24 protein-coding genes are annotated in these 26,437 nt (G+C 64.8%); 8 read left to right on the forward strand and 16 right to left on the reverse strand.

What is annotated here, in order from left to right:
• Window positions 1-96 precede the first annotated feature (96 nt).
• Both N6H05_RS22175 and glmU read right to left on the reverse strand, forming a co-directional pair.
• Window positions 97-960 (reverse strand): metallophosphoesterase, encoded by an 864-nt coding sequence (locus N6H05_RS22175; protein WP_284111716.1) that lies wholly within the window; start codon window positions 958-960, stop codon window positions 97-99.
• Entirely contained in the window at window positions 957-2,249 is a 1,293-nt protein-coding gene (glmU, locus tag N6H05_RS22180) for a bifunctional UDP-N-acetylglucosamine diphosphorylase/glucosamine-1-phosphate N-acetyltransferase GlmU (protein WP_284114297.1), read from the reverse strand. The genes N6H05_RS22175 and glmU overlap by 4 nt, the downstream gene beginning before the upstream one ends.
• A 166-nt stretch (window positions 2,250-2,415) precedes the next feature.
• Here glmU and N6H05_RS22185 point away from each other — a divergent pair, with 166 nt between their 5' ends.
• The 3 genes from N6H05_RS22185 (at window position 2,416) to N6H05_RS22195 (ending at window position 5,136) form a co-directional block, all read left to right on the forward strand.
• Window positions 2,416-3,084: an HAD family hydrolase gene (locus N6H05_RS22185; RefSeq protein WP_284111717.1), complete on the forward strand. Its 669-nt coding sequence runs from the start codon at window positions 2,416-2,418 to the stop codon at window positions 3,082-3,084.
• A complete protein-coding gene (locus N6H05_RS22190; RefSeq protein WP_284111718.1) occupies window positions 3,081-3,842 on the forward strand; it encodes an enoyl-CoA hydratase/isomerase family protein in 762 nt (253 codons plus the stop codon). The genes N6H05_RS22185 and N6H05_RS22190 overlap by 4 nt, the downstream gene beginning before the upstream one ends.
• Before the next feature lie 142 nt (window positions 3,843-3,984).
• Window positions 3,985-5,136 carry a GGDEF domain-containing protein gene (locus tag N6H05_RS22195; protein ID WP_284111720.1) on the forward strand — a complete coding sequence of 384 codons (1,152 nt, stop codon included), beginning with the start codon at window positions 3,985-3,987 and terminating at the stop codon, window positions 5,134-5,136.
• Here N6H05_RS22195 and N6H05_RS22200 read toward each other — a convergent pair.
• The 9 genes from N6H05_RS22200 to N6H05_RS22240 all read right to left on the reverse strand — a co-directional run bounded on the left by N6H05_RS22200 (window position 5,112) and on the right by N6H05_RS22240 (window position 15,764).
• Window positions 5,112-5,387: a hypothetical protein gene (locus N6H05_RS22200; protein WP_284111721.1), complete on the reverse strand. Its 276-nt coding sequence runs from the start codon at window positions 5,385-5,387 to the stop codon at window positions 5,112-5,114. The two genes, N6H05_RS22195 and N6H05_RS22200, sit on opposite strands and share 25 nt — an antisense overlap.
• A 95-nt stretch (window positions 5,388-5,482) precedes the next feature.
• The gene (gene lpdA / locus N6H05_RS22205) at window positions 5,483-6,883 is read right to left on the reverse strand and encodes a dihydrolipoyl dehydrogenase (protein WP_284111722.1); all 1,401 of its coding nucleotides are present in this window, start codon (window positions 6,881-6,883) and stop codon (window positions 5,483-5,485) included.
• Window positions 6,884-6,990: 107 nt separating this feature from the next.
• Entirely contained in the window at window positions 6,991-8,238 is a 1,248-nt protein-coding gene (odhB, locus tag N6H05_RS22210; protein ID WP_004211157.1) for a 2-oxoglutarate dehydrogenase complex dihydrolipoyllysine-residue succinyltransferase, read from the reverse strand.
• Window positions 8,239-8,246: 8 nt separating this feature from the next.
• Window positions 8,247-11,042, reverse strand: coding sequence for a 2-oxoglutarate dehydrogenase E1 component (locus N6H05_RS22215; RefSeq protein ID WP_125998785.1), 2,796 nt, complete (start codon window positions 11,040-11,042; stop codon window positions 8,247-8,249).
• Window positions 11,043-11,140: 98 nt separating this feature from the next.
• Window positions 11,141-12,025, reverse strand: a complete 885-nt coding sequence (gene sucD, locus N6H05_RS22220; RefSeq protein WP_004211155.1) for a succinate--CoA ligase subunit alpha — start codon at window positions 12,023-12,025, stop codon at window positions 11,141-11,143.
• A 99-nt stretch (window positions 12,026-12,124) separates the two neighbouring features.
• Window positions 12,125-13,087, reverse strand: coding sequence for a malate dehydrogenase (gene mdh / locus N6H05_RS22225; RefSeq protein WP_010337480.1), 963 nt, complete (start codon window positions 13,085-13,087; stop codon window positions 12,125-12,127).
• Between the two features lie 316 nt (window positions 13,088-13,403).
• Entirely contained in the window at window positions 13,404-14,516 is a 1,113-nt protein-coding gene (gene zapE, locus N6H05_RS22230; RefSeq protein WP_004211152.1) for a cell division protein ZapE, read from the reverse strand.
• The gene (locus N6H05_RS22235) at window positions 14,513-14,974 is read right to left on the reverse strand and encodes a PaaI family thioesterase (protein WP_048937829.1); all 462 of its coding nucleotides are present in this window, start codon (window positions 14,972-14,974) and stop codon (window positions 14,513-14,515) included. The genes zapE and N6H05_RS22235 overlap by 4 nt, the downstream gene beginning before the upstream one ends.
• 1 nt (window position 14,975) lies before the next feature.
• A complete protein-coding gene (locus N6H05_RS22240) occupies window positions 14,976-15,764 on the reverse strand; it encodes a succinate dehydrogenase iron-sulfur subunit (RefSeq protein WP_004211148.1) in 789 nt (262 codons plus the stop codon).
• Window positions 15,765-16,028: 264 nt separating this feature from the next.
• Between N6H05_RS22240 and N6H05_RS22245 the strand changes: the two genes are divergently transcribed.
• Genes N6H05_RS22245 through N6H05_RS22255 form a run of 3 tightly spaced genes read left to right on the forward strand, consistent with a single transcriptional unit; the run spans window position 16,029 to window position 18,636 of the window.
• On the forward strand, window positions 16,029-17,108 hold the full coding sequence (locus tag N6H05_RS22245) for a CDP-glycerol glycerophosphotransferase family protein (RefSeq protein WP_284111723.1): 1,080 nt from the start codon (window positions 16,029-16,031) through the stop codon (window positions 17,106-17,108).
• Window positions 17,105-18,208 carry a CDP-alcohol phosphatidyltransferase family protein gene (locus N6H05_RS22250; protein ID WP_284111724.1) on the forward strand — a complete coding sequence of 368 codons (1,104 nt, stop codon included), beginning with the start codon at window positions 17,105-17,107 and terminating at the stop codon, window positions 18,206-18,208. The genes N6H05_RS22245 and N6H05_RS22250 overlap by 4 nt, the downstream gene beginning before the upstream one ends.
• A complete protein-coding gene (locus tag N6H05_RS22255; protein ID WP_284111725.1) occupies window positions 18,205-18,636 on the forward strand; it encodes an HIT family protein in 432 nt (143 codons plus the stop codon). Before N6H05_RS22250 ends, N6H05_RS22255 begins: the two co-directional genes overlap by 4 nt.
• A gap of 9 nt (window positions 18,637-18,645) precedes the next feature.
• Here the strand turns inward: N6H05_RS22255 and N6H05_RS22260 are convergent, their stop codons facing one another.
• Complete coding sequence (locus N6H05_RS22260) at window positions 18,646-19,677, reverse strand: outer membrane beta-barrel protein (RefSeq protein ID WP_284114298.1); 1,032 nt, start codon at window positions 19,675-19,677, stop codon at window positions 18,646-18,648.
• A gap of 175 nt (window positions 19,678-19,852) precedes the next feature.
• On the opposite strand from N6H05_RS22260, the gene N6H05_RS22265 reads away from it, so the two are divergent.
• Window positions 19,853-21,058 (forward strand): BamA/TamA family outer membrane protein, encoded by a 1,206-nt coding sequence (locus N6H05_RS22265; protein ID WP_284111726.1) that lies wholly within the window; start codon window positions 19,853-19,855, stop codon window positions 21,056-21,058.
• 4 nt (window positions 21,059-21,062) lie between these two features.
• On the opposite strand, the gene N6H05_RS22270 is transcribed toward N6H05_RS22265, so the two are convergent.
• Window positions 21,063-21,833, reverse strand: coding sequence for a phosphocholine cytidylyltransferase family protein (locus N6H05_RS22270; protein ID WP_284111727.1), 771 nt, complete (start codon window positions 21,831-21,833; stop codon window positions 21,063-21,065).
• A gap of 126 nt (window positions 21,834-21,959) precedes the next feature.
• On the opposite strand from N6H05_RS22270, the gene N6H05_RS22275 reads away from it, so the two are divergent.
• Entirely contained in the window at window positions 21,960-23,306 is a 1,347-nt protein-coding gene (locus tag N6H05_RS22275; RefSeq protein ID WP_284111728.1) for a lipopolysaccharide biosynthesis protein, read from the forward strand.
• A 94-nt stretch (window positions 23,307-23,400) separates the two neighbouring features.
• On the opposite strand, the gene N6H05_RS22280 is transcribed toward N6H05_RS22275, so the two are convergent.
• From N6H05_RS22280 to N6H05_RS22290, 3 genes are all read right to left on the reverse strand, one after another.
• Window positions 23,401-23,763 carry a hypothetical protein gene (locus N6H05_RS22280; RefSeq protein WP_284111729.1) on the reverse strand — a complete coding sequence of 121 codons (363 nt, stop codon included), beginning with the start codon at window positions 23,761-23,763 and terminating at the stop codon, window positions 23,401-23,403.
• A gap of 105 nt (window positions 23,764-23,868) precedes the next feature.
• Window positions 23,869-24,660 (reverse strand): nucleotidyltransferase family protein, encoded by a 792-nt coding sequence (locus tag N6H05_RS22285; protein WP_284111730.1) that lies wholly within the window; start codon window positions 24,658-24,660, stop codon window positions 23,869-23,871.
• Between the two features lie 40 nt (window positions 24,661-24,700).
• Window positions 24,701-26,185 carry a M23 family metallopeptidase gene (locus N6H05_RS22290; RefSeq protein WP_284111731.1) on the reverse strand — a complete coding sequence of 495 codons (1,485 nt, stop codon included), beginning with the start codon at window positions 26,183-26,185 and terminating at the stop codon, window positions 24,701-24,703.
• Between the last annotated feature and the right edge of the window lie 252 nt (window positions 26,186-26,437).

Below are 26,437 nucleotides of genomic sequence, written 5' to 3' on the forward strand. Positions count from 1 at the left end.
CAGATTAGTCAGATAGCGTCCATATAGGACAGCTTTGTCGCCATGCCATTAATGCCGGTCAGGCAACAGCGCCATGGCTGAGCCATGAAAAGAATGTCATCGAGGCCGGACGGTGATCAGCCAGATATCGGGCGGCGCCAGCATGCGGAAGGGCAGGCCGCTGGTGCCCACGCCCCCGGACACGATCATCGCCTTCCTGCCATCCTGATAACGGCCACAGGCATAGCGGGTGCCATAGCGGGAGGGGACATAGACGATCCCGGCAAAGGGCAGTGCCACCTGCCCGCAATGGGTATGGCCAACCAGGGTCAGCGACGGCGCATCGGGCAACAGCGGGAAGACGTCGGGTCCATGCGACAGGATCACCGGCGCGCCGCCAATGTCCTGCATCGCCTTCAGCGTATCGGGTATGTCAGGCTTGCGGGTATAGATATCCTTGAGGCCGCCGATCGCCAGCGGCCCGCGCCGCACCGCGCCATCCTGCACCAGGGTGATGCCCAGATCGGCAAAGGCGCGCTGCCAGTCATCGGCGCTCAGCGCCACCCGATTCTTCCTGCTGCGGCTGTCATGATTGCCCAGCACCGCGACCACGCCCATCGGCGCACGCAAGCCCGCGAACGGGGCGATGGCAGCGCGCGCATCATAGGTCGCACCCCATTTATTGTCGCCGATATAGTCGCCGCCCAGCAGGATCAGATCCGGCCTGAGGCCGTTGATCTGGGCCACGATCCGCGCCATCCGCGCCGGGCTGTTGTCCGGCCCGGAAAGATGGGTGTCCGTCAGCAGCGCGACCCGGATCGGCTGCTGCGACGCGCCCGCCGGGAAAGGCAGCACGACATCGGCGCGTCGCACGACCGGCATGGCGCGCGCATTCATCAACAGCCAGAGCGGCCCTGCTACCGCGACCAGCAGCAGGAACAGCAGGGCGGACAGAAACGGCCGGCGCCGGATGAAATTCAAGCCTTCGCCTTCCGCTCGCGCATGCGGGTGCGGAACGCCGCCGCCCAGCCCGGCTTGCTTTCCTGTTGCGGGCGGACGAGGCACAGCGCGTCGGCCGGAACCGGCTTGGTCACAACGCTGCCCGCCGCGACGATCGCGCCATCGCCGATCGTCGCCGGCGCGACCAGCGCGCTGTTGGAGCCGATGAAGGCGCCCGCACCGATCTGCGTCTTGTACTTGAAGAAGCCGTCATAATTGCAGGTGATGGTGCCCGCGCCGATATTGGCGGCGGCGCCGACACTGGCGTCGCCGATATAGGAGAGGTGATTGACCTTCGCTCCTTCGTCGAGGCGCGCCTTCTTGATCTCGACGAAATTGCCGACCTTCGCCTTGGGGCCGATGTCGGCGCCCGGACGCAGCCGGGCATAGGGGCCGATGTCGGCGCCGCTGGCCACGGTCGCGCCCTCCAGATGGGAGAAGGCATGGATGACGACATTGTCGGCGATGGTGACACCCGGCCCGAAGACGACATTGGGTTCGACCGTCACGTCGCGGCCCAGCACCGTGTCGTGCGCGAAGAAGACGGTCTGCGGCGCGACCAGGGTCACGCCCTCGCGCATTGCTTCGGCGCGGCGGCGGTCCTGCCACACGGCTTCGACGCCGGCCAGCTCGGCGCGGCTGTTGACGCCGGCCACTTCCCACGCTTCCGTCTCGATCACGGCGCTGTTCGCGCCGGGCAGCATGATGATGTCGGGCAGATAATATTCGCCGGCCGCATTGTTGTTGCCGATCTGGTCGAGCAACACGAACAGGTCGCTCGCCCGCACCGCCATCAGGCCGCTGTTGCACAGGGTGACGGCGCGCTCGGCCTCGCTCGCATCCTTAAACTCGACCATCTTCTCGATAATGCCCTGGCCATCGGCGATGATCCGGCCATAGGCGGCGGCATCATCCGGGCGGAAGCCCAGCACCACCGCGCGCGGCTCGTCGCCCCGGCTCAGCCGATCGAGCATCGCCTTCATCGTCGCGCCGCTGACCAGCGGCACGTCACCATAGAGGATCAGCACATCGCCGGCGAAGCCCGCCAGCGCATCATGCGCCTGCGCCACGGCATGACCGGTGCCAAGCTGCTGTTCCTGCACGGCGATGGCGACACCACTGCCCTCGATCGCCTTTTCCACCTGCTCGCGGCCGGCGCCGACCACGACCACCTGCCGCTCGGGCAGCAGGTCCGCGACGCTGGCAAGCAGGTGCAGCAGCATCGGCCGCCCGGCGATCGGGTGCAGCACCTTGTGCGTGCCGGACTTCATCCGGGTGCCCTGCCCGGCGGCAAGGATGACGACTGCGAGGGGCCGGGCATTGGAGCTGGGTGCGGTCACGGCAAGCGCGTCCTTCTTGTTCAAGTGGTCTGGAATATCACGGCTCTCTGCCATGTTTGCCTTGCCATTGCCACCGCCGACGCGGCATGGCGATGCCATGGCACGCTTATCCTTCGACATTGTCGGCTTCGACCTCGACGGCACCCTGCTCGACACCAGCGGCGATCTGGCCGCGGCGGTCAATTATGCGATCGGCACGATCGGCCGAGCCCCCTTCCCGGTCGATTCCATCCGGCCCTTCGTCGGCAAGGGCGCCAAGGTGATGCTGCAGCGCGCGCTCGACGCATCGGGCGGCTATGACGAAGCGATCCTCGACCAGACGCTGCCGATCCTGCTCGATTATTATCAGCAGAATCTGGCGCTCCACTCCCTGCCCTATCCCGGCATGATGGCGATGCTGGATGCGCTGGCGGAGCGCGGCGTGAAGCTCGCCATCTGCACCAACAAGGCAGAACGATTCACGCTTCCCTTGCTACACCAATTGGGCCTGTTCGACCGTTTCGCCTCGGTCGTGGCCGGTGACACGGTCGGCATCGCCAAGCCCGATCCGGCGCCGATCCATGCGATGATCGAGCGGGCCGGTGGCGGCCGCACCATCTTCCTGGGTGACACGATCAACGACATTGCGGGCGCCCGCAATGCCGGCATTCCCAGCATCGCGGTCAGCTTCGGCTTCCTCGACGGTCCGGTCGAAAATCTGGAGGCCGATGCGGTGATCCACCATTTCGACGAACTGGTGCCGATGCTGGAAGCCTGGCCGGCATGAGCTTGCGCCTGGAGCGGGACGGCGCGGTCGCCCGGCTGCTGATCGACCGGGCCGATCGCCGCAATGCCATGACCCAGGCGATGTGGGAGGCTCTGCCCCACCTGGTCGCCGACGCCATGGCCGATGCGGACATCCGCGTGCTGATCCTTGCCTCGGCGACGCCCGGCCTGTTCTGCGCCGGCGCCGACATCAACGAATTTGCCGCCTGTTCGGGCGATGCCGACTGGCGCGCCGCCAACCAGGCCGCGATCCGCGCCAGCCAATATGCGCTGGCCCATGCGGAAAAGCCGGTGATCGCGGCGATCGACGGCGATTGTGTCGGCGGCGGATGCGGGCTGGCGATCGCCTGCGACCTGCGCATCGCGGCGCCCACCGCGCGGCTGGGCATCACCCCGGCCAGGCTCGGCATCGTCTATTCGCTGTTCGACACCCGCCTGCTGGTCGATCTGGTCGGGCCGGCACGGGCCAAACGCATCCTCTTCACCGGCGCGCTGCACGATGCCGAGGCGGCGCTTGCCATCGGCCTGGTCGACGAGATCGCCGCCGATCCGTTGGCCGCCGCTGACGCATTGGCCCGCGAGATTGCCGCCAATGCCCAGCATAGCGTGCGCGCGTCCAAAGCGATGGTCCGCCGCATCCTCGACGGACAGACGGATGACGACATGGTGACGCTGGAGATGTTCCGCGACGCCTTCACCTATCCCGATTTCGCCGAAGGCGTCGCGGCGTTCCGCGAGAAGCGCAAGCCGCATTTCTGATCCAGTTTAGCCACTTTCCCGCTCGGCCCGTCGCAACCGTTACGCTCTCTTAACCATCGACATTTACCGGATAATGCAGGATGGCGCTCCTGCATGATGTGACGTCATGCCGTCATACTGCACAAAGGATCGGTCGCGCTTCGTGGGTGAGAATTTCGCCTTCTTCCTGCCCATCATGATGGCCAGCTTCGGCGTCGCCTTCCTCATCGTCTGGGGTTGGGGCGCGCGCGAGGCCGGCTGGTGGAGCGGTGCCTTCTTCAGCGTCGCCACGGGCTTTTCCGTGCCGGTCGCGTTCGACTTCCTGCCGACGGACCTGTGGGGCATCGTCGCCGACACCGCCTTTGCCACCGGCTTCCTGCTGTTCAGCCAGGCGCTGCTGGCGCGCTGGCGCCCCAATTGGGTGCTGAGCCTGCGCATCGCCATCTGGGCGATATCGATCCTGATCTGCAGCTTTGCGGTGATGCGGGACACCATCCCGCTGGAACTGGTGTCGTCCGATTTCGGCTGCTTCCTGCTGATTTCCATTCCGCTGATTGCGGGCCGCGGCCAGTTGCGCGGCTGGCCCGATCGCGCCCTCTATGCCGCCGTCACGCTGGTGGCGCTCGACAATCTGCTGCGCGGCAGCAGCGTGTCCTTCACCCTGCCCGGTGGCGTGCCGTTCCGCGACAGCCAATATGCCTTCCTGATGCAGGCATTGGCCTGCATGTTCGGCCTGTTCCTGGCGCTATCGGCGCTCGCGGCAGCCATGCAGGACGTGCTCACCCGCTATCGCCATGATGCCCATGTCGATCCGCTGTCGGGCCTGCTCAACCGGCGCGGGTTCGAGGAAGCTGTGGCGCGCCATGGCACCAGCGGCAGCCTGATCGCCTGCGACATCGACCATTTCAAGCGGGTCAACGACGCCCATGGCCATGCGCTGGGCGACCGGGTGATCGTTGCGCTGGCCGATACCCTGCGGGCGCTCGCCCCCGTCGATGCCGTAATTGCCCGCTTCGGCGGCGAGGAATTCATCCTCTTCCTGCCCGGCGCAGACCCCGCCATGGCGACCGGCATAGCCGACGCGATCCGGCTGCGTTTCGCCCAACAGGTGGCAAGCCGGCTTGGCCTGCCCGGCCCGCTCACCGCCAGCTTCGGCCTCACCAGCCTGCACCGCGCCGACCGTTCGATCCATGACGCGATCGCACGGGCCGACAGCGCGCTGTATGAGGCAAAGGAAAAGGGCCGCAACCGCGTCGCCATTCGGCCCGCGCTGGCGCCCGCCGGCGATGCTCAGTCGAGCCGCGCCATCGCCTGAAGAAAGGCGTCCCGTGCCGCCTGGCGCTTGAGCCGCCGGCGTCGCAGCAGGATCGCGACCGCGCCGAAGGGCAGGCACACCGCCAGTCCCAAGACTGTCTGCGGCAATATCTGCAGCGTCATTTCGGGATGGCGCACGATCGCGATGATGTCGGCCAGCGCGGTCAGCACCGAAAAGATGATCCATAGCGCGAAGAACAGCCGTTCCGGATTGGCCGAGGGCACCGACTGGCTGGAGGGGAATTGGTTCATCCGCGCGGGATAAAGCAGCGCACGCTCTTTTCCCAAAAGAAAAAGGCCCCCGCTTGGCGGAGGCCCCTTCCCTTAAACTGCGATAGCGCGGTCGATCACATGTGGATCGGCTTGCCGGTCACGGCCATCGCCGCTTCCTTGATCGCTTCGCTGTGCGTCGGATGCGCATGGCAGGTGTAAGCGATGTCTTCGCTCGACGCGCCGAATTCCATGGCCTGCGCGGCCTGTGCGATCATCGTGCCGGCAACGGTGGCGATGATCCACACGCCCAGCACCTTGTCGGTTTCGGCGTCGGCAATGATCTTCACGAAGCCGTCGGGCTCGTGATTGGTTTTCGCACGGCTGTTCGCCATCATCGGGAACTTGCCGACCTTGACGGCGCCACGTTCCTTGGCGGCTTCCTCGGTCAGGCCCACGCCCGCGATTTCCGGCTTAGTGTAAACCACCGAGGGGATCACGTCATGATTCACGATGCCGGTCAGGCCCGCGATATTCTCGGCGACGGCAATGCCTTCGTCCTCGGCCTTGTGCGCCAGCATCGGGCCGGGGATGACGTCGCCAATCGCCCAGACGCCCGGAACCTTGGTGCCAAACTCATGATCGGTCTCGATCTGACCGCGCGCGTTCAGTTCCAGGCCGATCTTGTCGAGGCCCAGGCCCTCGGTGTTGGGACGACGACCGATCGACACCAGCACAACGTCCGCTTCGATCTTCTCGGCTTCGCCACCGGCGGCGGGTTCGACGGTCAGGGTCACACCCGACTTGCCGACTTCGGCGCCGGTCACCTTGGTGCCGAGCTTATATTCGAAGCCCTGCTTCTTGAAGATCTTGTTGGCTTCCTTGCGGACTTCGCCGTCCATGCCGGGCAGGATCTGGTCGAGATATTCGACCACGGTCACCTTGGCGCCCAGGCGCTTCCACACCGACCCCAGTTCCAGGCCGATGACGCCGCCACCGACGACGACCAGATGGCCCGGAACCTTGTCCAGTTCCAGCGCGCCGGTCGAATCGACGATTCTACCGCCCGCATTGTCCACGGCCACGCCCGGCAGCGGGGCAACCGACGAACCGGTGGCGATGACGATGTTCTTCGCCGTCACCTTCTCGCCATTCACTTCGACGGTGTTGGCGCCGGTGAAGCTGGCCAAGCCCTTGAGCCAGGTCACCTTGTTCTTCTTGAACAGATATTCGATGCCGCCGGTCAGGCCCTTGATGGCATCGACGCGCTGGCCCTGCATGGTGGGCAGGTCCAGGCTCATCTTGTCGATCTTGACGCCCAGCTTGGCGAGCGCGCCATTGGCGGCCTCGTCATAGAGTTCCGAGGCGTGCAGCAGCGCCTTGGACGGGATGCAGCCGACGTTGAGGCAGGTGCCGCCCAGCGTCTCGCGGCTTTCGGCGCAGGCGGTCTTCAGGCCCAGCTGTGCAGCGCGGATCGCGGCGACATAGCCACCCGGGCCAGCACCGATAACCAGGACGTCATAATCGAAATCGGACATGGGGTTTTCCCTTCTCCAGTCATGCCAGCCTAACTGGCATCGCTCTGCCCCAAATCAAGGGCAAGAGGCGCCCCGGCCGAAGCCGGGGCAACAATAAATGGTGATTATTACAGGTCGATCAGCAGACGGGTCGGATCCTCGATCGCGTTCTTGACCGCGACAAGGAAGGTCACCGCTTCACGACCGTCGATCAGACGATGGTCATAGCTGAGCGCGAGGTACATCATCGGGCGGATCACGATCTGGCCGTTACGGACGACCGGGCGGTCCTCGATGCGGTGCAGGCCCAGAACCGCCGACTGGGGCGGGTTGATGATCGGGCTGGACAGCAGCGAACCGAACACGCCGCCGTTGGAGATGGTGAAGGTGCCGCCCTTCATATCTTCCATCGTCAGCTTGCCTTCCTTGGCCTTCTTGCCGAAGCCGCCGATGGTCTTTTCAATGGCAGCGACGCTCAGGCTTTCCGCATTGCGGATGACCGGAACGACCAGGCCGGTCGGGGCCGAGACGGCGACCGAGATGTCGGCGAAGTCGTTATAGACGATTTCATCGCCTTCGATCTGTGCGTTGACGCCCGGAATGTCCTTCAGCGCCATGCAGACGGCCTTGGTGAAGAAGCCCATGAAGCCCAGACGGACGCCATGCTTCTTCTCGAACAGATCCTTGTACTTGGCGCGCGCCTCGATGACGTTGGTCATGTCGACGTCGTTGTACGTGGTCAGCAGGGCAGCGTTGTTCTGCGCTTCCTTCAGACGCTTGGCGACGGTCTGGCGCAGGCGGGTCATCTTGACGCGTTCCTGCTTGCGGCTGGGGCCAGCGGCCGGGGCGTCGGCGGCAGGCGCCGAAGCCGGGGTCGCGGCGGCCGCCTTGGCAGTGCCGGCGGCGACGGCAGCCATGACGTCATCCTTGGTCAGACGGCCGTCCTTGCCGGTGCCCTTGATCTTGCTCGGGTCAAGACCATGCTCCAGCACCAGGCGGCGAACCGCCGGCGACAGGGTCAGGCTGCCGCCCTCTTCGTCGTCCGATGCAGCCGGGGCCGAAGCGGCCGGCGCGGGTGCAGCGGCTTCCGCCTTGGCGGCGGGAGCAGCGGCAGCAGCCGGAGCGGCAGCAGCGGCGCCGCCTTCGTTCACATAGGCCAGCAACGCGCCGACCTCGACCGTGTCGCCTTCCTTGGCGACCAGGTCACCCATGACACCGGCGACCGGCGAGGGCACGTCGACCGCGACCTTGTCGGTTTCCAGGCTGACGATCGGCTCGTCGGCCTTGACCGCTTCACCCGGCTTCTTGAGCCACTGACCGACGGTTGCTTCGGTAACGGATTCGCCCAGCGTGGGGACTTTGACTTCGGTTGCCATGTGCTTTCTCAGCCTTTCTTCTGGCGACGGATTTCTTCACGAACGCTGTGACCCAGCGCATCGGCGACGAGGGCGCCCTGTTCGGACACATGGCGCGAGGCCAGGCCCGTGGCAGGCGATGCCGATGCCTTGCGGCCGGCATAGCGGGCGCGCATCGGCGCCTTGCCGGCCTTGGCCAGCGCTTCCTCGATATAGGGCTCGACGAAGAACCAGGCGCCGTTGTTGCGCGGTTCTTCCTGACACCAGACGACCTCGTCCAGATTGGTCATGCGCTCGATGCGCGTGGCCAGTGCGTCGGTGGCGAACGGATAAATCTGTTCGATACGGACGATCTGGGTGTTGGCGTCGCCGGCAGCGTCGCGGGCTTCCATCAGGTCGTAGAAGACCTTGCCCGAGCAGAGCACCAGGCGCTTGGTATCCTTGTCGGCCGACCCGTTGGGGTCCGACAGGATGCGCTTGAAGTGCGTTTCGCCCAGGAAGTCCTCGGCCTTGCTGACGGCAGCCTTGTGACGCAGCAGCGACTTGGGCGCCATGATGATGAGCGGCTTACGGAAGGGCCGCAGCATCTGGCGACGCAGCGCGTGGAAGTAATTGGCCGGGGTCGTGATGTTCGCGACCTGGATATTGCCCTCGGCACAGAGCTGCAGATAGCGTTCCAGACGCGCCGAGCTATGCTCGGGGCCCTGGCCTTCATAGCCGTGCGGCAGCAGGCAGACGAGGCCGTTCGACCGCAGCCACTTGGTTTCCGACGACGCGATATACTGGTCGAAGATGATCTGTGCGCCATTGGCGAAATCGCCGAACTGCGCTTCCCAGATCACCAGGCTCTTCGGGTCCGCCAAGGCGAAACCATATTCGAAGCCCAGCACGCCATATTCGGACAAAGGCGAGTCCAGCACTTCGAAACGGCCATGCGGCACGGTCGAAAGCGGGATATATTTGGCCTCGGTGTCCTGGTCGGTCCAGACCGCGTGACGCTGGCTGAAGGTGCCGCGACCCGAGTCCTGACCCGACAGGCGAACGCCATAGCCTTCCGACAGCAGCGAGCCGAAGGCCAGAGCCTCGCCGGTCGCCCAGTCGAAATTGGCACCCGACTTGAACATCTCGGCCTTGGCATCCAGCACGCGCTTCAGCGTCTTGTGGACATTATGGCCTTCGGGAACCGTGGTCAGCGTGCGGCCCAGGCTGTCGAACAGCTTCTGGTTGATCGCCGATTCCACGCTCTGGCGCGCGGTTTCGGCATCGGCCGGCTTGTGCAGGCCCGACCAGCGACCGGCGAACCAGTCGGCCTTGTTGGCCTTGTAGCTCTTGGCGGCTTCGAACTCGTCTTCCAGATGGGCGACGAACTCGTCGGTCGAACCGGAAACGAACGCGTCGTCCACCACGCCTTCCGCCTTCAGGCGCGCGGCATAAATGTCGCTGACCGGCGGATGCTGACGGATTTCCTTGTACATCAGCGGCTGGGTGAAGCCCGGCTCGTCGCCTTCGTTATGACCGAAGCGGCGATAGCACCACATGTCGACGACGACGTCGCGATGGAATTTCTGGCGATATTCCATGGCGAGCTTGGTCGCGAAGGTCACGGCTTCGGGATCGTCGCCATTGACGTGCAGGATCGGCGCCTGGACACCCTTCGCCACGTCCGACGGATAGGGCGAGCCGCGCGAGAATTGCGGGCTGGTGGTGAAGCCGATCTGGTTGTTGATGATGAAGTGGACGCAGCCGCCGGTGTTGTAGCCGCTGACACCCGAGAAGCCGAGGCATTCCCAGACGATACCCTGGCCGGCAAAGGCCGCGTCGCCGTGGATCAGCACGGGCAGAACCTGCTCATGCTTGGTAAGGTCATCGCGGAAGGTCTGCTGCGCGCGGACCTTGCCCAGCACCACCGGATCGACGGTTTCAAGGTGCGACGGGTTGGGGACCAGCGACATGTGGACCTTGACGCCGTCGAACTCACGGTCGGTCGAGGTGCCGAGATGATATTTCACGTCGCCCGAACCACCCACGTCTTCGGGATTGGCGGTGCCGCCCGAGAATTCGTGGAAAATGACGCGGAAGCCCTTGGCCATGACGTTGGCGAGGACGTTCAGGCGGCCGCGATGGGCCATGCCGAACACGATCTCGCGCACGCCCGATGCGCCACCATATTTGATGACCGCTTCGAGCGCGGGGATCATGGACTCGCCACCGTCGAGGCCGAAGCGCTTGGTGCCGACATATTTGCGGCCCAGGAACTTCTCATACTGCTCGCCCTGGATGACCTTGGCCAGGATCGCCTTCTTGCCCTCGGGCGTGAAGTGGATTTCCTTGTCCTTGCCTTCCAGGCGTTCCTGCAGGAAGCGGCGCTCTTCGACGTCCGCGATATGCATATATTCAAGGCCGACATTGCCGCAGTAATTCTGGCGCAGAATCGTCACGATCTCCGCGACGGTCGCGTACTGCAGGCCCAGCGTGCCGCCCAGGAAGACCTTCTTCGACGCATCGGTCAGGCCATGATATTCCGGGGTCAGGTCCGCCGGCAGGTCACGCTTGGCCAGGCCCAGCGGATCGAGATTGGCGGCCAGATGACCGCGCACGCGATATGTGCGGATCAGCATCTGCGCGCGGATTGCGTCCTCGGCAGCCGATGCGATATCGGCCTCGGAAACAGCGGCACCCTGCGCCTTTGCAGCAGCCTTCACGGCCACCTGCATCTGCGTCGGGTCCATCGCCCCGGTCAGGTCGTCGGTGTCCGCCAACGGCCAGTTGGGGCGTGCCCAGCTCGGCCCCTGTTCGATCTCGAAATCCTGGTTCTCGTAACCCATCGTCTTGTGTCCCATGCATGCCGCGTGCAGTCGCGGAGCGGGAAAGTGCGGCCGGGGTGCAGCCCGGCCGCGTTTCCATATCATATTTTAAAGGCGGATCAGCCCTTCAGCACTTCCAGCAGGGTCTCGCCCAGCAGGCTCGGGCTGGCAGCGACCTTGATGCCGGCCGCTTCCATCGCCGCGATCTTGCTTTCCGCGTCGCCCTTGCCGCCCGACACGATCGCGCCGGCGTGGCCCATGCGACGGCCCGGAGGCGCCGTGCGACCAGCGATGAAGCCGGCCATCGGCTTCTTGCGGCCCTTCTTGGCTTCGTCGATCAGGAACTGGGCAGCCTGTTCTTCCGCGTCGCCGCCGATTTCACCGATCATGATGATCGATTCGGTGGCGTCGTCGGCCAGGAACAGTTCCAGCACGTCGATGAAGTTGGTACCGTTGACCGGGTCACCGCCGATGCCGACGGCCGTGGTCTGGCCCAGGCCCGCATTGGTGGTCTGGAACACGGCTTCATAGGTCAGCGTGCCCGAACGCGACACGACGCCGACCGAACCCTTCGAGAAGATGTTGCCGGGCATGATGCCGATCTTGCATTCGCCAGGCGTCAGCAGGCCGGGGCAGTTCGGGCCGATCAGGCGCGACTTCGAACCCGACAGGGCGCGCTTCACCTTGACCATGTCCAGAACCGGGATGCCTTCGGTGATCGCGACGATCAGCGGGATTTCGGCATCGATCGCTTCCAGGATCGAGTCGGCCGCGAACGGCGGCGGAACGTAGATGACCGAGGCGTCGGCGCCGGTCTTCGACTTGGCTTCGGCAACGGTGTCGAACATCGGCAGACCGATGTGGGTCGTGCCGCCCTTGCCGGGGGTCACGCCGCCAACCATCTGCGTGCCATAGGCAAGAGCGGTTTCGGTGTGGAAGGTGCCGGTGGCACCGGTCATACCCTGGGTGATGACCTTGGTGTTCTTGTTCACCAGAATGGACATATGTGTCCCTTTATTCTCTGTGGACGTGGCACTTGGGTCTAAAGCGACCCGTCCCAGGCTGCGCACTTACCTGGAACGGGACGGTGCAAGCTGGTTGGCTCAGGCGAGCGAGGGATCGATACCCTTGCAGGCTTCCAGCAGTTCCTTGACGGCGTCGACCGACACCTGGAGGTTGGCCTTGGCTTCGTCGTTCAGCTCGATCTCGATGACCTGCTCGACGCCGTCCTTGCCGATGATGACCGGCACGCCGACATAGAGATTGTCGACACCATACTGGCCGGTCAGGTTCGCGGCGCAGGGCAGCAGGCGCTTCTTGTCGCCCAGATAGGCTTCAGCCATGGCGATCGCGCTGGTGGCGGGCGCATAGAAGGCCGAACCGGTCTTGAGCAGCGCGACGATCTCGCCGCCGCCCGAACGGGTGCGCTTGACGATGGCGTCGATGCGCTCCTGGGTCGAACGGCCCTGCTTGATCAGGTCGGGAACCGGGATGCCGGCGACGGTCGAATATTCGATCACCGGGACCATGGTGTCGCCGTGGCCGCCGAGCACGAAGCTGGTGACGTCCTTGGCCGAGACGTTGAATTCTTCCGCCAGGAAGTGGTTGAAGCGCGAGCTGTCCAGAACGCCGGCCATGCCGACGACCTTGTTCGCGGGCAGGCCCGAAAATTCGCGCAGCGCCCAGACCATCGCGTCGAGCGGGTTGGTGATGCAGATGACGAAGGCGTCGGGGGCGTTGGCGGCGATGCCCTCGCCCACGGCCTTCATGACCTTGAGATTGATGCCCAGCAGGTCGTCGCGACTCATGCCCGGCTTGCGGGCGACACCGGCGGTGACGATGATGACGTCCGCGCCCGCAATGTCGGCATAGTCGTTGGAACCGGTGATCTTCGCATCGAAGCCTTCGACCGAGGCGCACTGCGACAGGTCGAGAGCCTTGCCCTGGGGAACGCCTTCGACGACGTCGAACAGGACGATGTCACCGAGTCCCTTGAGAGCCGCGAGATGCGCGAGCGTGCCGCCGATATTGCCAGCGCCAATGAGCGCGATCTTCTTACGGGCCATATGCAATCATCCTCCAAGATGTGAACTCTGGAATTGTCAGTGCGCCTACGCCCATATTGTGGGGGTTTCAACCAAACAAAGCCCCCTGTGGCAAATTATCTTTGCAATTCATTCGCAGTTGCATTAGAGGCTTTTTCACACCCTGTCGCTCCTGGTCTCCTACCCTGGACCTAGAGCCTTCCCTGCAGCGGTAGCCTGCCGGATGCTTCCCAAGTGGAAGCATCCGGTCTGTTTTTCCGTAAGAAAGTTGCGCCCTGATGAACGTCGACGCAAGCGGCGATAGGGCGAAATGCGCGCACGACGGGGCGCGCCGCGCTTATTTGGGGCCGTGGCCCAGCGCAAGATAATCGTCGGACTGCATTTCCATCAGCCGCGACACCGTCCGCTCGAATTCGAACGCCCCATCCCCTTCGGGATAGAGTCGCATCGGCTCGGCGTCGGCCGAGGCGAGCAATTTGACCTTATATTCGTAGAGCGAGTCGATCAGCGTGACGAAGCGCGCTGCCTCGTTGCGCTTCTCCGGCCCCAGCACCGGGATGCCGACGATGATGACCGTATGATATTTGCGCGCGATCGCCAGATAGTCGGGCGCACCGCGCGCCTCGACGCACAGCCGCTTGAACGAGAAGACGGCGACGCCCTTCAGGCTCTTGGGCACATGCATGGTGCGCCCGCCCTGAACGACGATCTCCTCCGAGGGCACCTTGGCCCGGTCCTCGACCGAAAAGTCGGTCAGGCGGAAGAAGGCCTCCGACAGCGCCCTGGTCGCCTCCGGCCCATTGGGCACATGCCACAGCTTCGAGTCGCCCAGGCGGTCGCGGCGATAATCGACCGGACCGTTCAGCGTCATCACATCCAGCTTCGCCTTGATGAGGTCGATGAAGGGCAGGAAGAGCTGGCGATTGAGGCCATTCTTGTAGAGCTCGTCCGGCTCGCGGTTGGAGGTGGTGACGATCGTCACCCGCTTTTCCAGCAGCCCCGTGAACAGGCGCGACATGATCGCCGCATCGGCCATATTGTTGACGACCATCTCGTCGAAGCAGAGCAGCCGCGCCTCTTCGGCCAGCGACTCGACCACCGGCGGGATCGGATCGCCCGACTCGGACTTGCGCGCCTCGGCCAGGCGGGCATGCACGTCGAGCATGAATTCATGGAAATGGGCGCGCTTCTTGCGCTGGACATGGACCGTGTCGAAGAACAGGTCCATCAGCATCGACTTGCCGCGCCCGACCCCACCCCACATATAGAGGCCCCGCGGCGGCTCGGGCTGCTTGCGCAGCAGCTTCCACAGCGTCGAGCCACGCGCCGGCGTCGCTTCCAGATCATGCTGAAGCTGGTCGAGTCGCACGGCGGCGGCACGCTGGTCCGGGTCGGGCCGCAATTCACCAGCCGCGACCAGCGCATCATAACGGGCGATAACGCTGGTCACTGCGCCTTGGGCGCCTTGCGCAGCGTGGCGGTGGACGCGGCGACCGGCTCGCCCTCCTGGGTGATCAGCATGCGCAGGAACATGAGGCGCCCGGTCTCGCGCAGCAATTCCACCTCGGCCAGCAGGTCGGGACCGACCTTGCCCGCGCCCAGATATTGCATCGACAGGTCGATGGTTACACCGTTCACCTGATCGCGATAACCCATCGCCCACAGGCCGCCAAAATAGGCATGGTCGGCAAAGGCGGCGAGGAAGCCGCCATGCAGCGTATCGAGCCGGTTGCGGTGGCTGGTGCGGGTTTCCAGCGCGACATGCGCCTTCTTCTCGCCCAGCCCGCGCATATAGCCCCGGCCGATGGCCTGCAGGAAGGTGTCGGGATGCGGATCGTGCCAGGCAGTCCAGCCCGACCATTTCCCTTCGTTCAGCGGTCGCCCGCCTGCAACACCGTCGCTGGTCAACTTACAGCTGCCGTTCGACCATCATCTTCTTGGTCTCCGCGATCGCCTTGGCCGGGCTCAGGCCCTTGGGGCAGACGTTCGCGCAGTTCATGATGGTGTGGCAGCGATAGAGGCGGAAGGGATCTTCCAGCTCGTCGAGGCGCTCGCCGGTGAACTCGTCGCGGCTGTCGGCCAGCCAGCGATAGGCCTGCAGCAGGATCGCCGGGCCCAGGAACTTGTCGCTGTTCCACCAGTAGCTGGGGCAGCTGGTCGAGCAGCAGGCGCACAGGATGCACTCATAGAGGCCATCCAGCTTCTCGCGATCGGCGGGCGACTGCAGCCGCTCCTTGCCGCTCGGCGCCGGGCTGACGGTTTGCAGCCAGGGCTTGATGCTGTTGTACTGGGCGTAGAAGTGGGTGAAGTCCGGCACCAGATCCTTGATGACGTCCATGTGCGGCAGCGGGGTGATCTGCACCTGCTTGCCGGCGCACTCGTCGATCGCGGTGGTGCAGGCTAGGCCGTTCTTGCCGTTCATGTTCATCGAGCAGGAACCGCAAATGCCCTCGCGGCACGAACGACGGAAGGTCAGGGTCGAGTCATACTCGTTCTTGATCTTCAGCAGCGCGTCGAGAACCATCGGCCCGCAATTGTCGAGATCGATCTCGAACGTGTCGTAGCGCGGATTCTCGCCCGAGTCCGGATCGTAGCGATAGACCTTGAAGCTGCGGACATTGGTCGCGCCCTCGGGCGCCTTGTGGGTCACGCCCTTGCCGCTGATCTTGCTGTTCTTGGGCAAAGCAAATTCGGCCATCGCTCGTCGAGCCTCTTCGTCGATGTCTGTCTGATGGGGGTCCGCATAACGAAAAATCTGCAAAGGTCCAGCACTGAGACCATGTTTCTGCCCCTGCGCCTCCTTGTTGCAAATCGCTTGCAAATAAAGCGGCTTCCGGGGGGCTATTGCTTGCTTCCTTCGCCATGCGCGCTAGAGCGGGGCGACCTGCCCGGATCGTCATGGCGATCATGGCCGGGGAAGTAATGCCCCTGCGGCGGCGAATATCTGTGGGGACCGCATTCATTGCCGATCGACATCTCCTTTCTTGCCATCGCCGAAGCGCAGCAGGTGTTCCACTGGCTGCCGGCCGCGCTTGAACTGGGCAAGCGCGCGGATGTCCGCGTCCATGTACTCTCGCCCTCGCGCCTGATTCTCGATCTGGTCGCCAGCTATGATCCCGACGGGCGGCTCGACCTCATCAAGCTGCGCCGTCCTTCGACCAAGCCCGATTCCCTGTTCCGCCTGCCCTCGCGGCTGGCGACGCTGCTGCTCAACTATCGCGCCATCGCCCGCTTCCCGACCCTGGTAACGACGGAGATCACCAGCGCCTGGCTGAAACGGATGCCCGGCTTTGCCACGCGCCTGATCCTGATCAAGCATGGCGCGGGCGACCGGGCCGGCGGCTACAAGCAGCGCCACGCCGATTTCGACCTGACCATCGTCGCGGGCGAGAAGGACCGGCGGCGGATGATCGAATATGGCCTTTGCACCGAAAACAATTGTCTGGTCGGCGGCTATGCCAAATTCGAACTGCGCGCGCCGCGCCGGCCCTTGTTCGACGATGACAAGCCGGTGCTGCTGTACAATCCGCATTTCGACCCCGACCTGTCCTCCTGGGTCAATGATGGACCGCAGGTCATGGCCGCGCTCGAAGCGCTGCAGGGCTGGAACGTCATCATCGCGCCGCATGTGAAGCTTGCCCGTCGCATCCCGCCGATCCACAGCGACAGCCCGCATATCCGTGTCGACATGGGCAGCCGCCACTCGATCGACATGAGCTACACGACCAGCGCCGACGCCTATCTGGGCGACGTGTCGAGCCAGGTTTACGAGTTTCTGCTCACCCCCCGCCCCTGCATCTTCCTCAACCTCGACCATCATGACTGGCGCGCGGATCAGGCCTTCGCCCATTGGCGTCTGGGTCAGGTGATCGACCGCGCCGATGCGCTTCAGGGCGCGCTCGATCGGGCAGCGGACTTGCAACCGGGCCTTGTTGCTGCTCAGGAAGCGGCAATGCAGGATAGTATCGATCTTTCCCCGGTCCCCGCCTCGCAGCGGCAGGCCGCCCTCATCCTCGATTTTGCGCAGAAGGCACAGGCATGATGCAGACGATCAGCACCACCCTCGGCCCGGTTCGCCTGCTCGGCAAGAACGCGACCCCGATCTGGGGCATGTCCAACGCCGAACGCAATCGCCGCATGGCGGAAAGCGCGGCCAAGAATGGCAGCATGCTGGCGCCGGGCCATGAACTGGTCTTCAACCTCGCCTATGCCTTCGATCCGCTGCTGCTGCGGCTGGTGCTGGAAACGCCCGGCACGATGTTCGCCTGGGCCGGCCAGCCGATCGTCGGTCAGGTGCCCGCGGGCAGCGACCCGATGCAGGCCAGCGGCCTCATCGACCTGTCGGACGGGCGCAAGCTCTACAATCGCCAGCTGCGCAAGCTGGAACAGCCGATGGTGCGCGAACTGGTGCCCCAAACCCGCAAGGCGATCGAGCGGCAAAGCTATTTCGGCGCCTATAAGGGCGTGACCGACCTGCTGACCAAATATCTCTGGCCCGAACTGGCGCTGATCCTGACGCGGATCGCCGCGCAGCTGAAGATGACGCCGAACATGGTGTCGGTGATCGGCGTGACGCTCTGCCTCGTCGCCACCTTCCTGTTCGCCAAGGGGCTGTTCTGGACCGGCTTCCTGTGCGGCTTCATCTTCATGGTGCTGGACACGGTGGACGGCAAGCTCGCGCGCTGCACCATCACCTCGTCCAAATGGGGCAATGTGATCGACCATGGCGTCGACCTGGTCCACCCGCCCTTCTGGTGGTATTTCTGGGGCGTGGGCCTCACCTATTGGGGGCTGGGCCTGTCGGCCGGCACCTTCACCTTCATCATGACCGCCGTGATCGCCGGTTATATCCTCCAGCGCCTGATCGAGGGGATGTTCCTCAAGGACTTCAAGATGGACATCCATGTGTGGCGTCCGTTCGACAGCCAGTTCCGCCTGATCACCGCGCGCCGCAACCCGAACATGGTGATCCTGTTCGTGGCGCTGCTGTTCGGCCGGCCCGACATCGGCCTGATCGCGCTTGCCTGGTGGACCATCATCTCGCTGGTCGTACATGCCGTGCGCCTCGCCCAGGCCTATATCGTCCACCGCTCCGGCCGGCCGATCGTCAGCTGGATGGACGAAGCGGAAGCCGCCGCATGAACGCCACCATCGCGAAATTCGGCTGGCCCGCGACGCTGGTTGCCGAGTTCGACCATTGGGTCGTGTTGCTGCGCCCGGCCCAGCCGACGCTGGGATCGCTGGTGCTGGCCGCCAAGAGCGACGCGACCGCGTTCGGCGAGCTGCCGGGCGCGGCCCATGCCGAACTCAAGACCGTGACCGCAGCGATCGAGGCGGCACTGACCCGTGCTATAGGCTATGCCAAGATCAATTATCTGATGCTGATGATGGTAGACCCGCACGTCCATTTCCACGTCATCCCCCGTTATGAAGGGGAGCGCAGCATCGCCGGCCTGACCATTGCCGACGCCGGTTGGCCAAGCCAGCCCGACCTGGGCGCAGCGGTCAAGATTGACAGCGAAAATGACACGGCGCTGCGTGATTGGCTGAAGGGCTATTTCGCCGCCTGACCAAGCCGATCAGGGCCGGAAGGTCAGGCTCAGCACGAAGCGGTTCGAGTCCTTGCCCCAATTATATTCGGCCTGCATCGCCCAGTGGCTGGACAGTTCCAGATTGGCGCCACCGATCGCGGCCCAGGGCCGGCTGCTCTTGAGGTCGACCTTGTAGCGCAGGTTGACACCATCACCGTCCTCGAACAGCGCGCCGCTGCGGACCAGGCCCGACACGGTCACGTCCATGTCGTAATAATTGGCACCGACATAGGGTGTCAGCATGACATCCTTGCCCAGCGCAAAGCGCGGGCCGACGCGGCCGGCGATGTTGGTCATCTTCATGTCGGACCGGTCCTTGGACGACACGCTGATCGTCTTGGCCAGCGACAGGGCTGCGAACCAATGGTTCGTCCCATAGCCCACTATGCTGCCGACCGTGAAAGACGTGTTGTCGACATTGGCGGTGAACGGCAACTGGCTATGGCCGCAGGGCTTGGCGGGGCGGCAGAAGGGAAAAGGCACGAAGGCATCGAGGTCGATGTCGACACCGACATTGACATGCCCCTTCACCTTGCCGATCCCGGCAAACAGGTTGAGGAAGGGGAACAGCCAGACGTCCGCCTTGAATTCGGTGTTGCTGCTGTGGCTTTCCATCTGTGTCGTGGTGACGAAGGGCACTTCCAGCAATGCCCCCCCTGCCGGCGGATCCTCGCCTTTGGCGATGGCAACCGCCAGGTTTCGGCTGTCCATATTCTGGACATTGTGGATCAGCATGCCGCTGGCGCCCAGCGCCCGCTGGATATGATAGCCGCGCTCGATCGCCGCGCGCCCGCCAATCGGCAGCAGCGGATATTTCTCGCGCTCAGGCGGTGCGGGCGCCGGTTCCGTGGCCACCGTCGGCACAGCCGGATCGGCAGGGCCGCTGGCCGTGCCGGCATCGGTCGCGACCTGGGTAATGATCGGGACAGGCGGCAAGTCCTGCGCCTGCGCCTGCGCCCGGCCGGCCAGGCCCAACGGCGCGGCCAGCATCGTGACGGATAGCAGCGTCAATCCTCGCATCGCCATCATCCCCTGTCCCCCGGCGCACCTCGCTCTTTCGGTGCCAAGCACACTATATGCGGGAAAGCCCGCCGCCTGGCTTCTGGGTAATTTCCCCGCGACGACTGCACATTTCTCCCGATATCGCCGCCCTCGCCTTCCTCTAGGCTGGTCCCATATGACAGGGAGACATGGCGTGCGACACGCGCTGGCCGGGCCGAGCCTGATGATGTGCCTGGGCATGGCCCTGCCCGCCGCCGCCCAGAACACGCCTTCGCGCGAGATTATGGACCAGGCGCAAAGCGTGCAGGCCAGTGAGACGAAGGCTGACGACCGCACAGAGCCCCCCACCCCGGATGCCACTCTTCCCTTGGCGCCCCCGAGCACCAAGCCGGATCTGGTGATCGCGCCGATTCCACTGTCCAATCCGGCAATGGGCACCGGCCTCGCGGGTGCGGCGATACTCTATTATAACCCCAACGGCTCCTCCCGCCCTTGGATCAGCGGCATTGGCGGCGGCTATACCAGCACTGACAGTTGGGGCGTCGGGGTCTCGCACAACATGACGCTGGCGGACGACCGGCTGCGCTTCCAGGGCTGGGCCGGTTATGGTGTCGCCAATCTGCGCTTCTATGGCATCGGCGCCAATGCCGGTGCATCCAACCTGTCGATCAAGCTGCGCGACAAGGCCTTCGCCGCCATGGTGGACACCCAATATCAAATCTTCAGCAAAGGCTTCCTGCGCCACCTCTCCTTTGGCGCACGCCTCTATTATCTGAACATGGACGCCCGCGCCTCGCTACCGCTGCCCAATCATCCCAACCTGACACCACCGGCGATCGAGCGACACAGCCAGATTTCGATGCTCGGCCCCTCCTTCACCTTCGACAGCCGCAACAATCCGGTCGATCCGCGCAAGGGCGTCTACACCACGGGATCTTTGACCTATGGCGCCGACTGGCTGGGCAGCGACTTCACCCATCACAAGTTGCAGATCGCGGGCAATGGCTATTTCCCGCTGGGGCGCGAAACCGTGCTGGTGGTGCGCAAGACACTGTGCGAGGCGTCGGACGGCGCGCCTTATTATGACCTGTGCCTCTATGGCCAGAATGGCGACCTGCGCGGCTATGAGACCGGCCGCTATCGCGACCGGGCCAGTTGGGCGTTGCAAGGCGAGGTCCGCCAGCATCTGTTCGGCAAGATCGGCATGGTCGCGTTCGGCGGCGTCGGCGGCATTGCGCGCAGCGGCAAGGATATCTGGAAACATACCAAGATGCTGCCGGCCGGCGGCTTTGGCCTGCGCTATCTCGCTTCGAAGGATGCCAATGTGAATCTGCGGGCCGACATTGCCTGGGGCAAGGACGGCGCCGCTTTCTATTTCGGGATCGGGGAAGCCTTTTAGGCGCTCACGCGCCGTAGCGCCCTGCTTCCACCCATTTCTCGGTGAGCGCATTGGCCGCATCGACATCCTGCGGGAAATCGACTTCCTGCCACTCCAGCCCCTCGATCGACACGGTGCCGACCCGGTTGCCCTTGGCGATGATGTCGATCGCGCGCAGATACCAGCGGGCGACGCCTTCGGGCGTGCGCATCATCTGGTCGACCTGGTTGCGGAAGATCGCCGGCCCTTCGCCCACGAACGCCAGCATGCCGATCGATTCGGCATTGGTGTCGGGCGGCAGCAGCCGCTTGCCGATATGGTGCAGGCGACCGCTCTCGTCCCGGCTCACCTTCATGTCGTCATCGTCATAGTCGCCGTCGGGCTTCACATCGACGGTGACGGTGATCGCGTCCTTGGCACCCGAGACCAGCTTCGCGACGATCTCGTCCGACACGATGGTGTCGCCGTTCAGGATGATGAAGTCCTGATCCATCTCCTCGCGCGCGATCCAGCAGCTGCCCAGATTGTCGGCGACCTGGAAGAAGGGATTGAACAGCGTGCGAATGCGCGCGCCGGTCTCGCGATAGAGTTGCAGCGCATGATCCTCGACCCGCTCGGTGCGGAAGCCGGTGACGACGACGATGTCGGTCACGCCATTGGCGACCAGCGCGGCGATCTGCCAGCTGATCAGGGTGCGGCCGTTGAAGTCGATCATGCACTTGGGCACGTCACGGGTCAGCGGCAGCAGGCGCGAACCCTGGCCGGCGGAGAGGATGATGGCTTTCTTGATGGTCATGCCCGCGCTTTAGAGCGATTTCGCAGCGCAGGGAAGAGAAGGACGCATTTGCGCAATGCGCCGCCCTTCCCTAGATAGACGCCCGCCAGCAACAAACGGCGTGTCACGCGAAAGGCTCCTGTTCCGGTGAAGTTGAAGCGCGCAAAGGGTAGCAGCGCACAGGATGGCTTTGCCCGTATCCTGGCCAATACCGGCTGGCTGCTGGGCGGCAAGGGCGTGGGCGCGGTACTGAGCCTTGCCTATCTCGCCATTGTCACCCGCACGCTGGGCGTCGCCGATTTCGGCCGCTTCGCGCTGGTGCTGAGCGCCGCCAACGTCATCAAGACGCTGGTGTCCTTCGACAGCTGGCAGATCGTCGTGCGCTATGGCCAGCCGCATCTGGCGGACGGCAATGGCAACGCGCTCAACCGGGTGCTGCGTTTCTGCATCCTGATCGATCTCGCCTCGGCCTTGGCCGGAGGCCTGATCGCCGCGATCATCATCCTGGCCTTTGGCAACCAGCTGCAACTGGGGCCGGGCATGGGGCTTCAGGCCTGGCTGTTCTGCATGGTGATGATGATCACCATCCGCTCCTCCCCCACCGGCATATTGCGCCTGTTCGACCGGTTCGATTCGGCCGCCGTCGCCGAAACCATGATCCCGGTCGGGCGGATGATCGGCGCAGGCCTGGCCCTGGCCCTGATGCCCGGCATCACCGGCTTCCTGATCGCCTGGGGCGGCGCCGAACTGCTGTGTGCGGCGGCCTATTGGTATCTTGCCCTGCGCGAAGGCAAGGGTCGGCTCGGCAGCTGGACCGCCGGCCGGGCGCTTGATGCACGCCACGAAAATCCCGGCATCGTCGGCTTCCTGACCGCCACCAACCTGCAGACCAGCCTGTCCGCCATGGGACAGCAGGTCGCGGTGCTGGTCGTCGGCCTGTTCGTCGGGCCGGTGGGCGCGGGCCTCTATCGCCTTGCCAACCAGCTCGCCCAGTCGCTGACCAAGATTTCCAGCCTGCTCTCGCGCAGCATCTTCGTCGAACTGTCGCGCACCCAGTCCAGCCATGGCGTGGATGCGTTGCGGTCCCTGTTCCGCCAGACCAACCGGCTGGCGCTGATCGCGGGCGCCATCATTATCGCGCTGATCCTGACCATCGGCCATCCGCTGCTGGGCCTGATCGCGGGCAAGGAATTCCTGCCCGCCTATCCGCTGCTGATGCTGCTGGGCGTATCGGCCTGTATCGACCTGGTCGGGGTCAGCTATCGCCCGCTGCTAATGGCGACCGACCGGGCCGGCCTTTCGCTGCGCATTACCTTTGCCTCCACCCTGCTGCTGTTGGGGATGCAGGCGGTGCTGCTACCGATGAACGGCACGATAGGCGCGGCGATCGCCAATATCGTCGCCTCGATCGCCGGGTTTCTGATGATGGGCCTGGCGACGCGCCGCGCGCTGGCATTGCGCGATCCGTTGCCGCCGGAACCCGGCGCAAACTGAGCGGCACCAGCCCGCCATCCCTGGATCGAGGGGGAGAGGAACGACGCACTGGTGCCGCGCCCGGTTCAGCCTGATGAGACCGGGCTAGGGAAATTCAATAATATTTGAAGGCGGTGACGACGCCATTCTGGGTGCTGCATTTGAAGGTCTTCTTGACCGTCTTCTGCTTGCCGTCCTTTTCGATCACGACATTGACCAGCGCACGCACGGCGCCGCGGCTGTCGCTCTTCTTGTCGGTATCCTCGACCTCGCGCAGGGTGACGTCAATCACGCCCTTCTTGGCCCCCTGAGCCTTGGCCTCATTCAGGCAAGCCGCGACCGAAACGTCGCGGGAGTCGCCGCTGACCGGGGTAACCGGCGTCGGTGCCGGCGGCGCAGCGGGCGTTTCTGGTGCGGCCTGCGCCATCAGAGCGAGGGTGGCGGGCAACAAAGTCGCCAGGGGCAGAATCTTGCGCATGCGGGTGCTCCCTTCATCGGGCCCATCTGCCGGGTCCGATTGGTTCTAGCATGCAGCCAAAGCGCGCGGCATCGGGAATAACCCGATAGGGAAGCGCCCTGCGCCTTAGCGCGCGAGGATGGATTCGATCAGCACGATGTCGTCGGGCTTGTCGGCATCGATACAGGCCTCTGCCTGATCCATCGCCACCAGCCGCGCCGTCAGGCCGAAACGCCGCCCCACCCGCGCAATGCCGCCGCGCAGGGTCAGGATGCGCAGCAACGCGCCAACCAGCGCCAGCGGGCCGAAGGCGGACAATATCTTCCAGCCCTTCTTGCGGTCCTGTTCGACATCCTGCCACAGCGCGATCACCGGCCGTGCCCTGGCGCTGCCGAACCAGAAGATGTTCGCGCCCGACCACCAGCCGTCGCGAAATTTGAGCCAGGTGCGGCGCGACTGCGGATAATGGGCCAGCAGGGTCGTCTTCTCGACCATGGCGACGGCGATGTCGGCGTCCGTCGCCTCCGCCACGAACTGGTCCAGCATCGCCGCGTCGAGCAGCACATGGTCGGCTGTGGTCATCAGCAGCGGGAAAGGCAGGTCCGCCTTTTCCATCAGCTCCAGCAGAGAGGAGGCAATGCCCTTGCCGCCGCGCTCGAACCGCACGCGCGGATCGCTCGCCAGCCAGGCGGTGGCCGGATCATCGGCGAAATATTCGGGATTCTGCGTCAGCACTACCAGCTGGCCGATCGCCGGATGGGCGAGCAATGCGCGTGCCGGGCGGTTGATCATCGGCTCGCCTGCGACCGGCACCAGCGGCTTGACCGGTACGCCGGCAGCGGTGGCGAGCGGATCGGCGATCGGCCGCGCGCCGGCCAGCAGGATCGCGGTGATGGTGGCGGGATGAGGGGATGTCATGCCCGCTCGTTAGCCGAGCGAGCCACCGCCGCAAAGCCGCTTATTTCCCCGCAGCGGCTGGTGCGCCAGCGGTCGGCGCGGCCGCCGCCACCTCATGCGTGCCGACCTTCAGCCCCTTGAGCTGGGCCAGGCGCGCGCGGAAGGCGGCCAGATCGCTGCCGGTCAGCTGCGCCGTCGTGGTGAACTTCACCGACAGCGGATTGACCACCTGGCCACCCCGATACAGCTCATAATGAAGATGCGGACCGGTCGACAGGCCGCTGGAACCGACATAGCCGATCACCTGGCCGCGCCGCACCCGCTGGCCCGGTACCGCCGCGATCCGGCTCATATGGGCATAGCCGGTGGCCAGGCCGCCGCCATGGGAAATGCGGACATAATTGCCATGGCCGCCATGGCGGCCGGCAAAGGCAACCACGCCATCGGTCACGGCATAGATGGGCGAACCATAGCGCGCGCCGAAATCGATGCCGGCATGCATGCGGGTATAGCCCAGGATCGGATGGCGGCGCATGCCGAAGCCCGACGTCATTCGCCCGCCGTCGACCGGCGCGCCCAGCACGCCGCGTTTTTCGCCCACGCCCGATGCCTCGAACCATTCGGTGCGGCCGTCGCTGGTCCATTTCAGCATGTCGACCGCCTTGCCCCGCGCCCGGCGGAAACCGGCGTAGAGCAGCTCGCCGACCTCGACATCGCCGGTTTCGGCGCGATGATATTCGGTGATGATGTCATAGCGGTCGCCTGCGCCGATCGATCCCAGATCGACCTGCTTGGCAATCACCCGCAGGAAGGCCTGCACCGCCTTGGGCGGCGCGCCGGCGGCGCGGGCCGAGCGATAGATGCTGTCGCCGACCACGCCCTGGATGCGCAGTGGGGTATTGTCGACGCGAATGGGCACGCGCGTCACCTGCAGCACGCCGCCGACCCGGTTGAGTTCGACCGCCAGGTCGAGCCGCGCGCGGAAATTGAGCTTGTCGAGCGGCCGGGGCGACGTGCGGCTGGCACGCCGGCCCAGGATGATGTCGAGCCGGGTGCCCGGCTTCACGCCTGCGCCGATGTCGCCGCCGACCATGCTGGTCACGGTCGCGACATCGCCGCTGCTGACGCCGGCACGCGACAAGGCGCGAGCCAGCGTGTCGCTGCTGCCGATCTGGGCATTGAGTTCGATCTGCGGGCGCTCGGGCGTTTCCTTGAGCGGCTGCACCGCGTCGATCGCGCCCATCCGCCGGCCGCTGTCCGCGCCCAGCGCCAGCGGCGTGATCATCTGGCTGCGCACCTCGTCATATTGCGCTGGCGTCAGCAGGGGTTCGGGCGCGCCGGGCACCGGCTGGAAACCGGGCGAGAGATAGAGGGCGGTGGCGCACAGGCCAAAACAGGTGGCAAGGCCGCGAAACCAGGTAAGGCTGCCGACATTCTGCCCCAGGTCCGGGACCAGATTGACGTCCTCTGCCCAGTCGCGCAGGCGCGTGCGCCAGTCGCGCGGCACCGCCGGTCGCTGCAGGCTGTCCGCCAGCCATAGCGACATGGACGCGCCACCGTGCTGAAAACCCGACTGATTATCCTGGAACAAAAGCCGCAACCCCCGGGGTGCTTTTTATCGCATCGCCAACGCAATGGTCCGCGCGCCATGCGTCGGACCGCACCCTTGTGAACGCGCAGGGTTAAAGTCAATTTAAGACGCCGCCATGACGCGCGCCACTGCGACGAAACGTGCCCATGGCCGGGCAGAGTCCCGTTAACCAACGGAACATCGGGCCGATCGCGCAAAGTCCTTGCC

This window comes from Sphingobium sp. WTD-1 (assembly GCF_030128825.1).
Lineage (GTDB): Bacteria > Pseudomonadota > Alphaproteobacteria > Sphingomonadales > Sphingomonadaceae > Sphingobium.

Excerpts from the sequence above, each read along its gene's own strand:
- N6H05_RS22290 (WP_284111731.1), bottom strand. The coding sequence starts at position 26,185 with ATGTCGCTATGGCTGGCGGACAGCCTGCAGCGACCGGCGGTGCCGCGC.
- N6H05_RS22255 (WP_284111725.1), top strand. The coding sequence starts at position 18,205 with ATGAACGCCACCATCGCGAAATTCGGCTGGCCCGCGACGCTGGTTGCC.
- N6H05_RS22280 (WP_284111729.1), bottom strand. The coding sequence starts at position 23,763 with ATGCGCAAGATTCTGCCCCTGGCGACTTTGTTGCCCGCCACCCTCGCT.
- N6H05_RS22215 (WP_125998785.1), bottom strand. The coding sequence starts at position 11,042 with ATGGGTTACGAGAACCAGGATTTCGAGATCGAACAGGGGCCGAGCTGG.
- sucD (WP_004211155.1), bottom strand. The coding sequence starts at position 12,025 with ATGTCCATTCTGGTGAACAAGAACACCAAGGTCATCACCCAGGGTATG.
- odhB (WP_004211157.1), bottom strand. The coding sequence starts at position 8,238 with ATGGCAACCGAAGTCAAAGTCCCCACGCTGGGCGAATCCGTTACCGAA.
- N6H05_RS22270 (WP_284111727.1), bottom strand. The coding sequence starts at position 21,833 with ATGACCATCAAGAAAGCCATCATCCTCTCCGCCGGCCAGGGTTCGCGC.
- N6H05_RS22240 (WP_004211148.1), bottom strand. The coding sequence starts at position 15,764 with ATGGCCGAATTTGCTTTGCCCAAGAACAGCAAGATCAGCGGCAAGGGC.
- N6H05_RS22260 (WP_284114298.1), bottom strand. The coding sequence starts at position 19,677 with ATGCGAGGATTGACGCTGCTATCCGTCACGATGCTGGCCGCGCCGTTG.
- N6H05_RS22190 (WP_284111718.1), top strand. The coding sequence starts at position 3,081 with ATGAGCTTGCGCCTGGAGCGGGACGGCGCGGTCGCCCGGCTGCTGATC.
- N6H05_RS22285 (WP_284111730.1), bottom strand. The coding sequence starts at position 24,660 with ATGACATCCCCTCATCCCGCCACCATCACCGCGATCCTGCTGGCCGGC.
- mdh (WP_010337480.1), bottom strand. The coding sequence starts at position 13,087 with ATGGCCCGTAAGAAGATCGCGCTCATTGGCGCTGGCAATATCGGCGGC.
- N6H05_RS22250 (WP_284111724.1), top strand. The coding sequence starts at position 17,105 with ATGATGCAGACGATCAGCACCACCCTCGGCCCGGTTCGCCTGCTCGGC.
- lpdA (WP_284111722.1), bottom strand. The coding sequence starts at position 6,883 with ATGTCCGATTTCGATTATGACGTCCTGGTTATCGGTGCTGGCCCGGGT.
- N6H05_RS22200 (WP_284111721.1), bottom strand. The coding sequence starts at position 5,387 with ATGAACCAATTCCCCTCCAGCCAGTCGGTGCCCTCGGCCAATCCGGAA.
- glmU (WP_284114297.1), bottom strand. The coding sequence starts at position 2,249 with ATGAAGTCCGGCACGCACAAGGTGCTGCACCCGATCGCCGGGCGGCCG.
- N6H05_RS22185 (WP_284111717.1), top strand. The coding sequence starts at position 2,416 with ATGGCACGCTTATCCTTCGACATTGTCGGCTTCGACCTCGACGGCACC.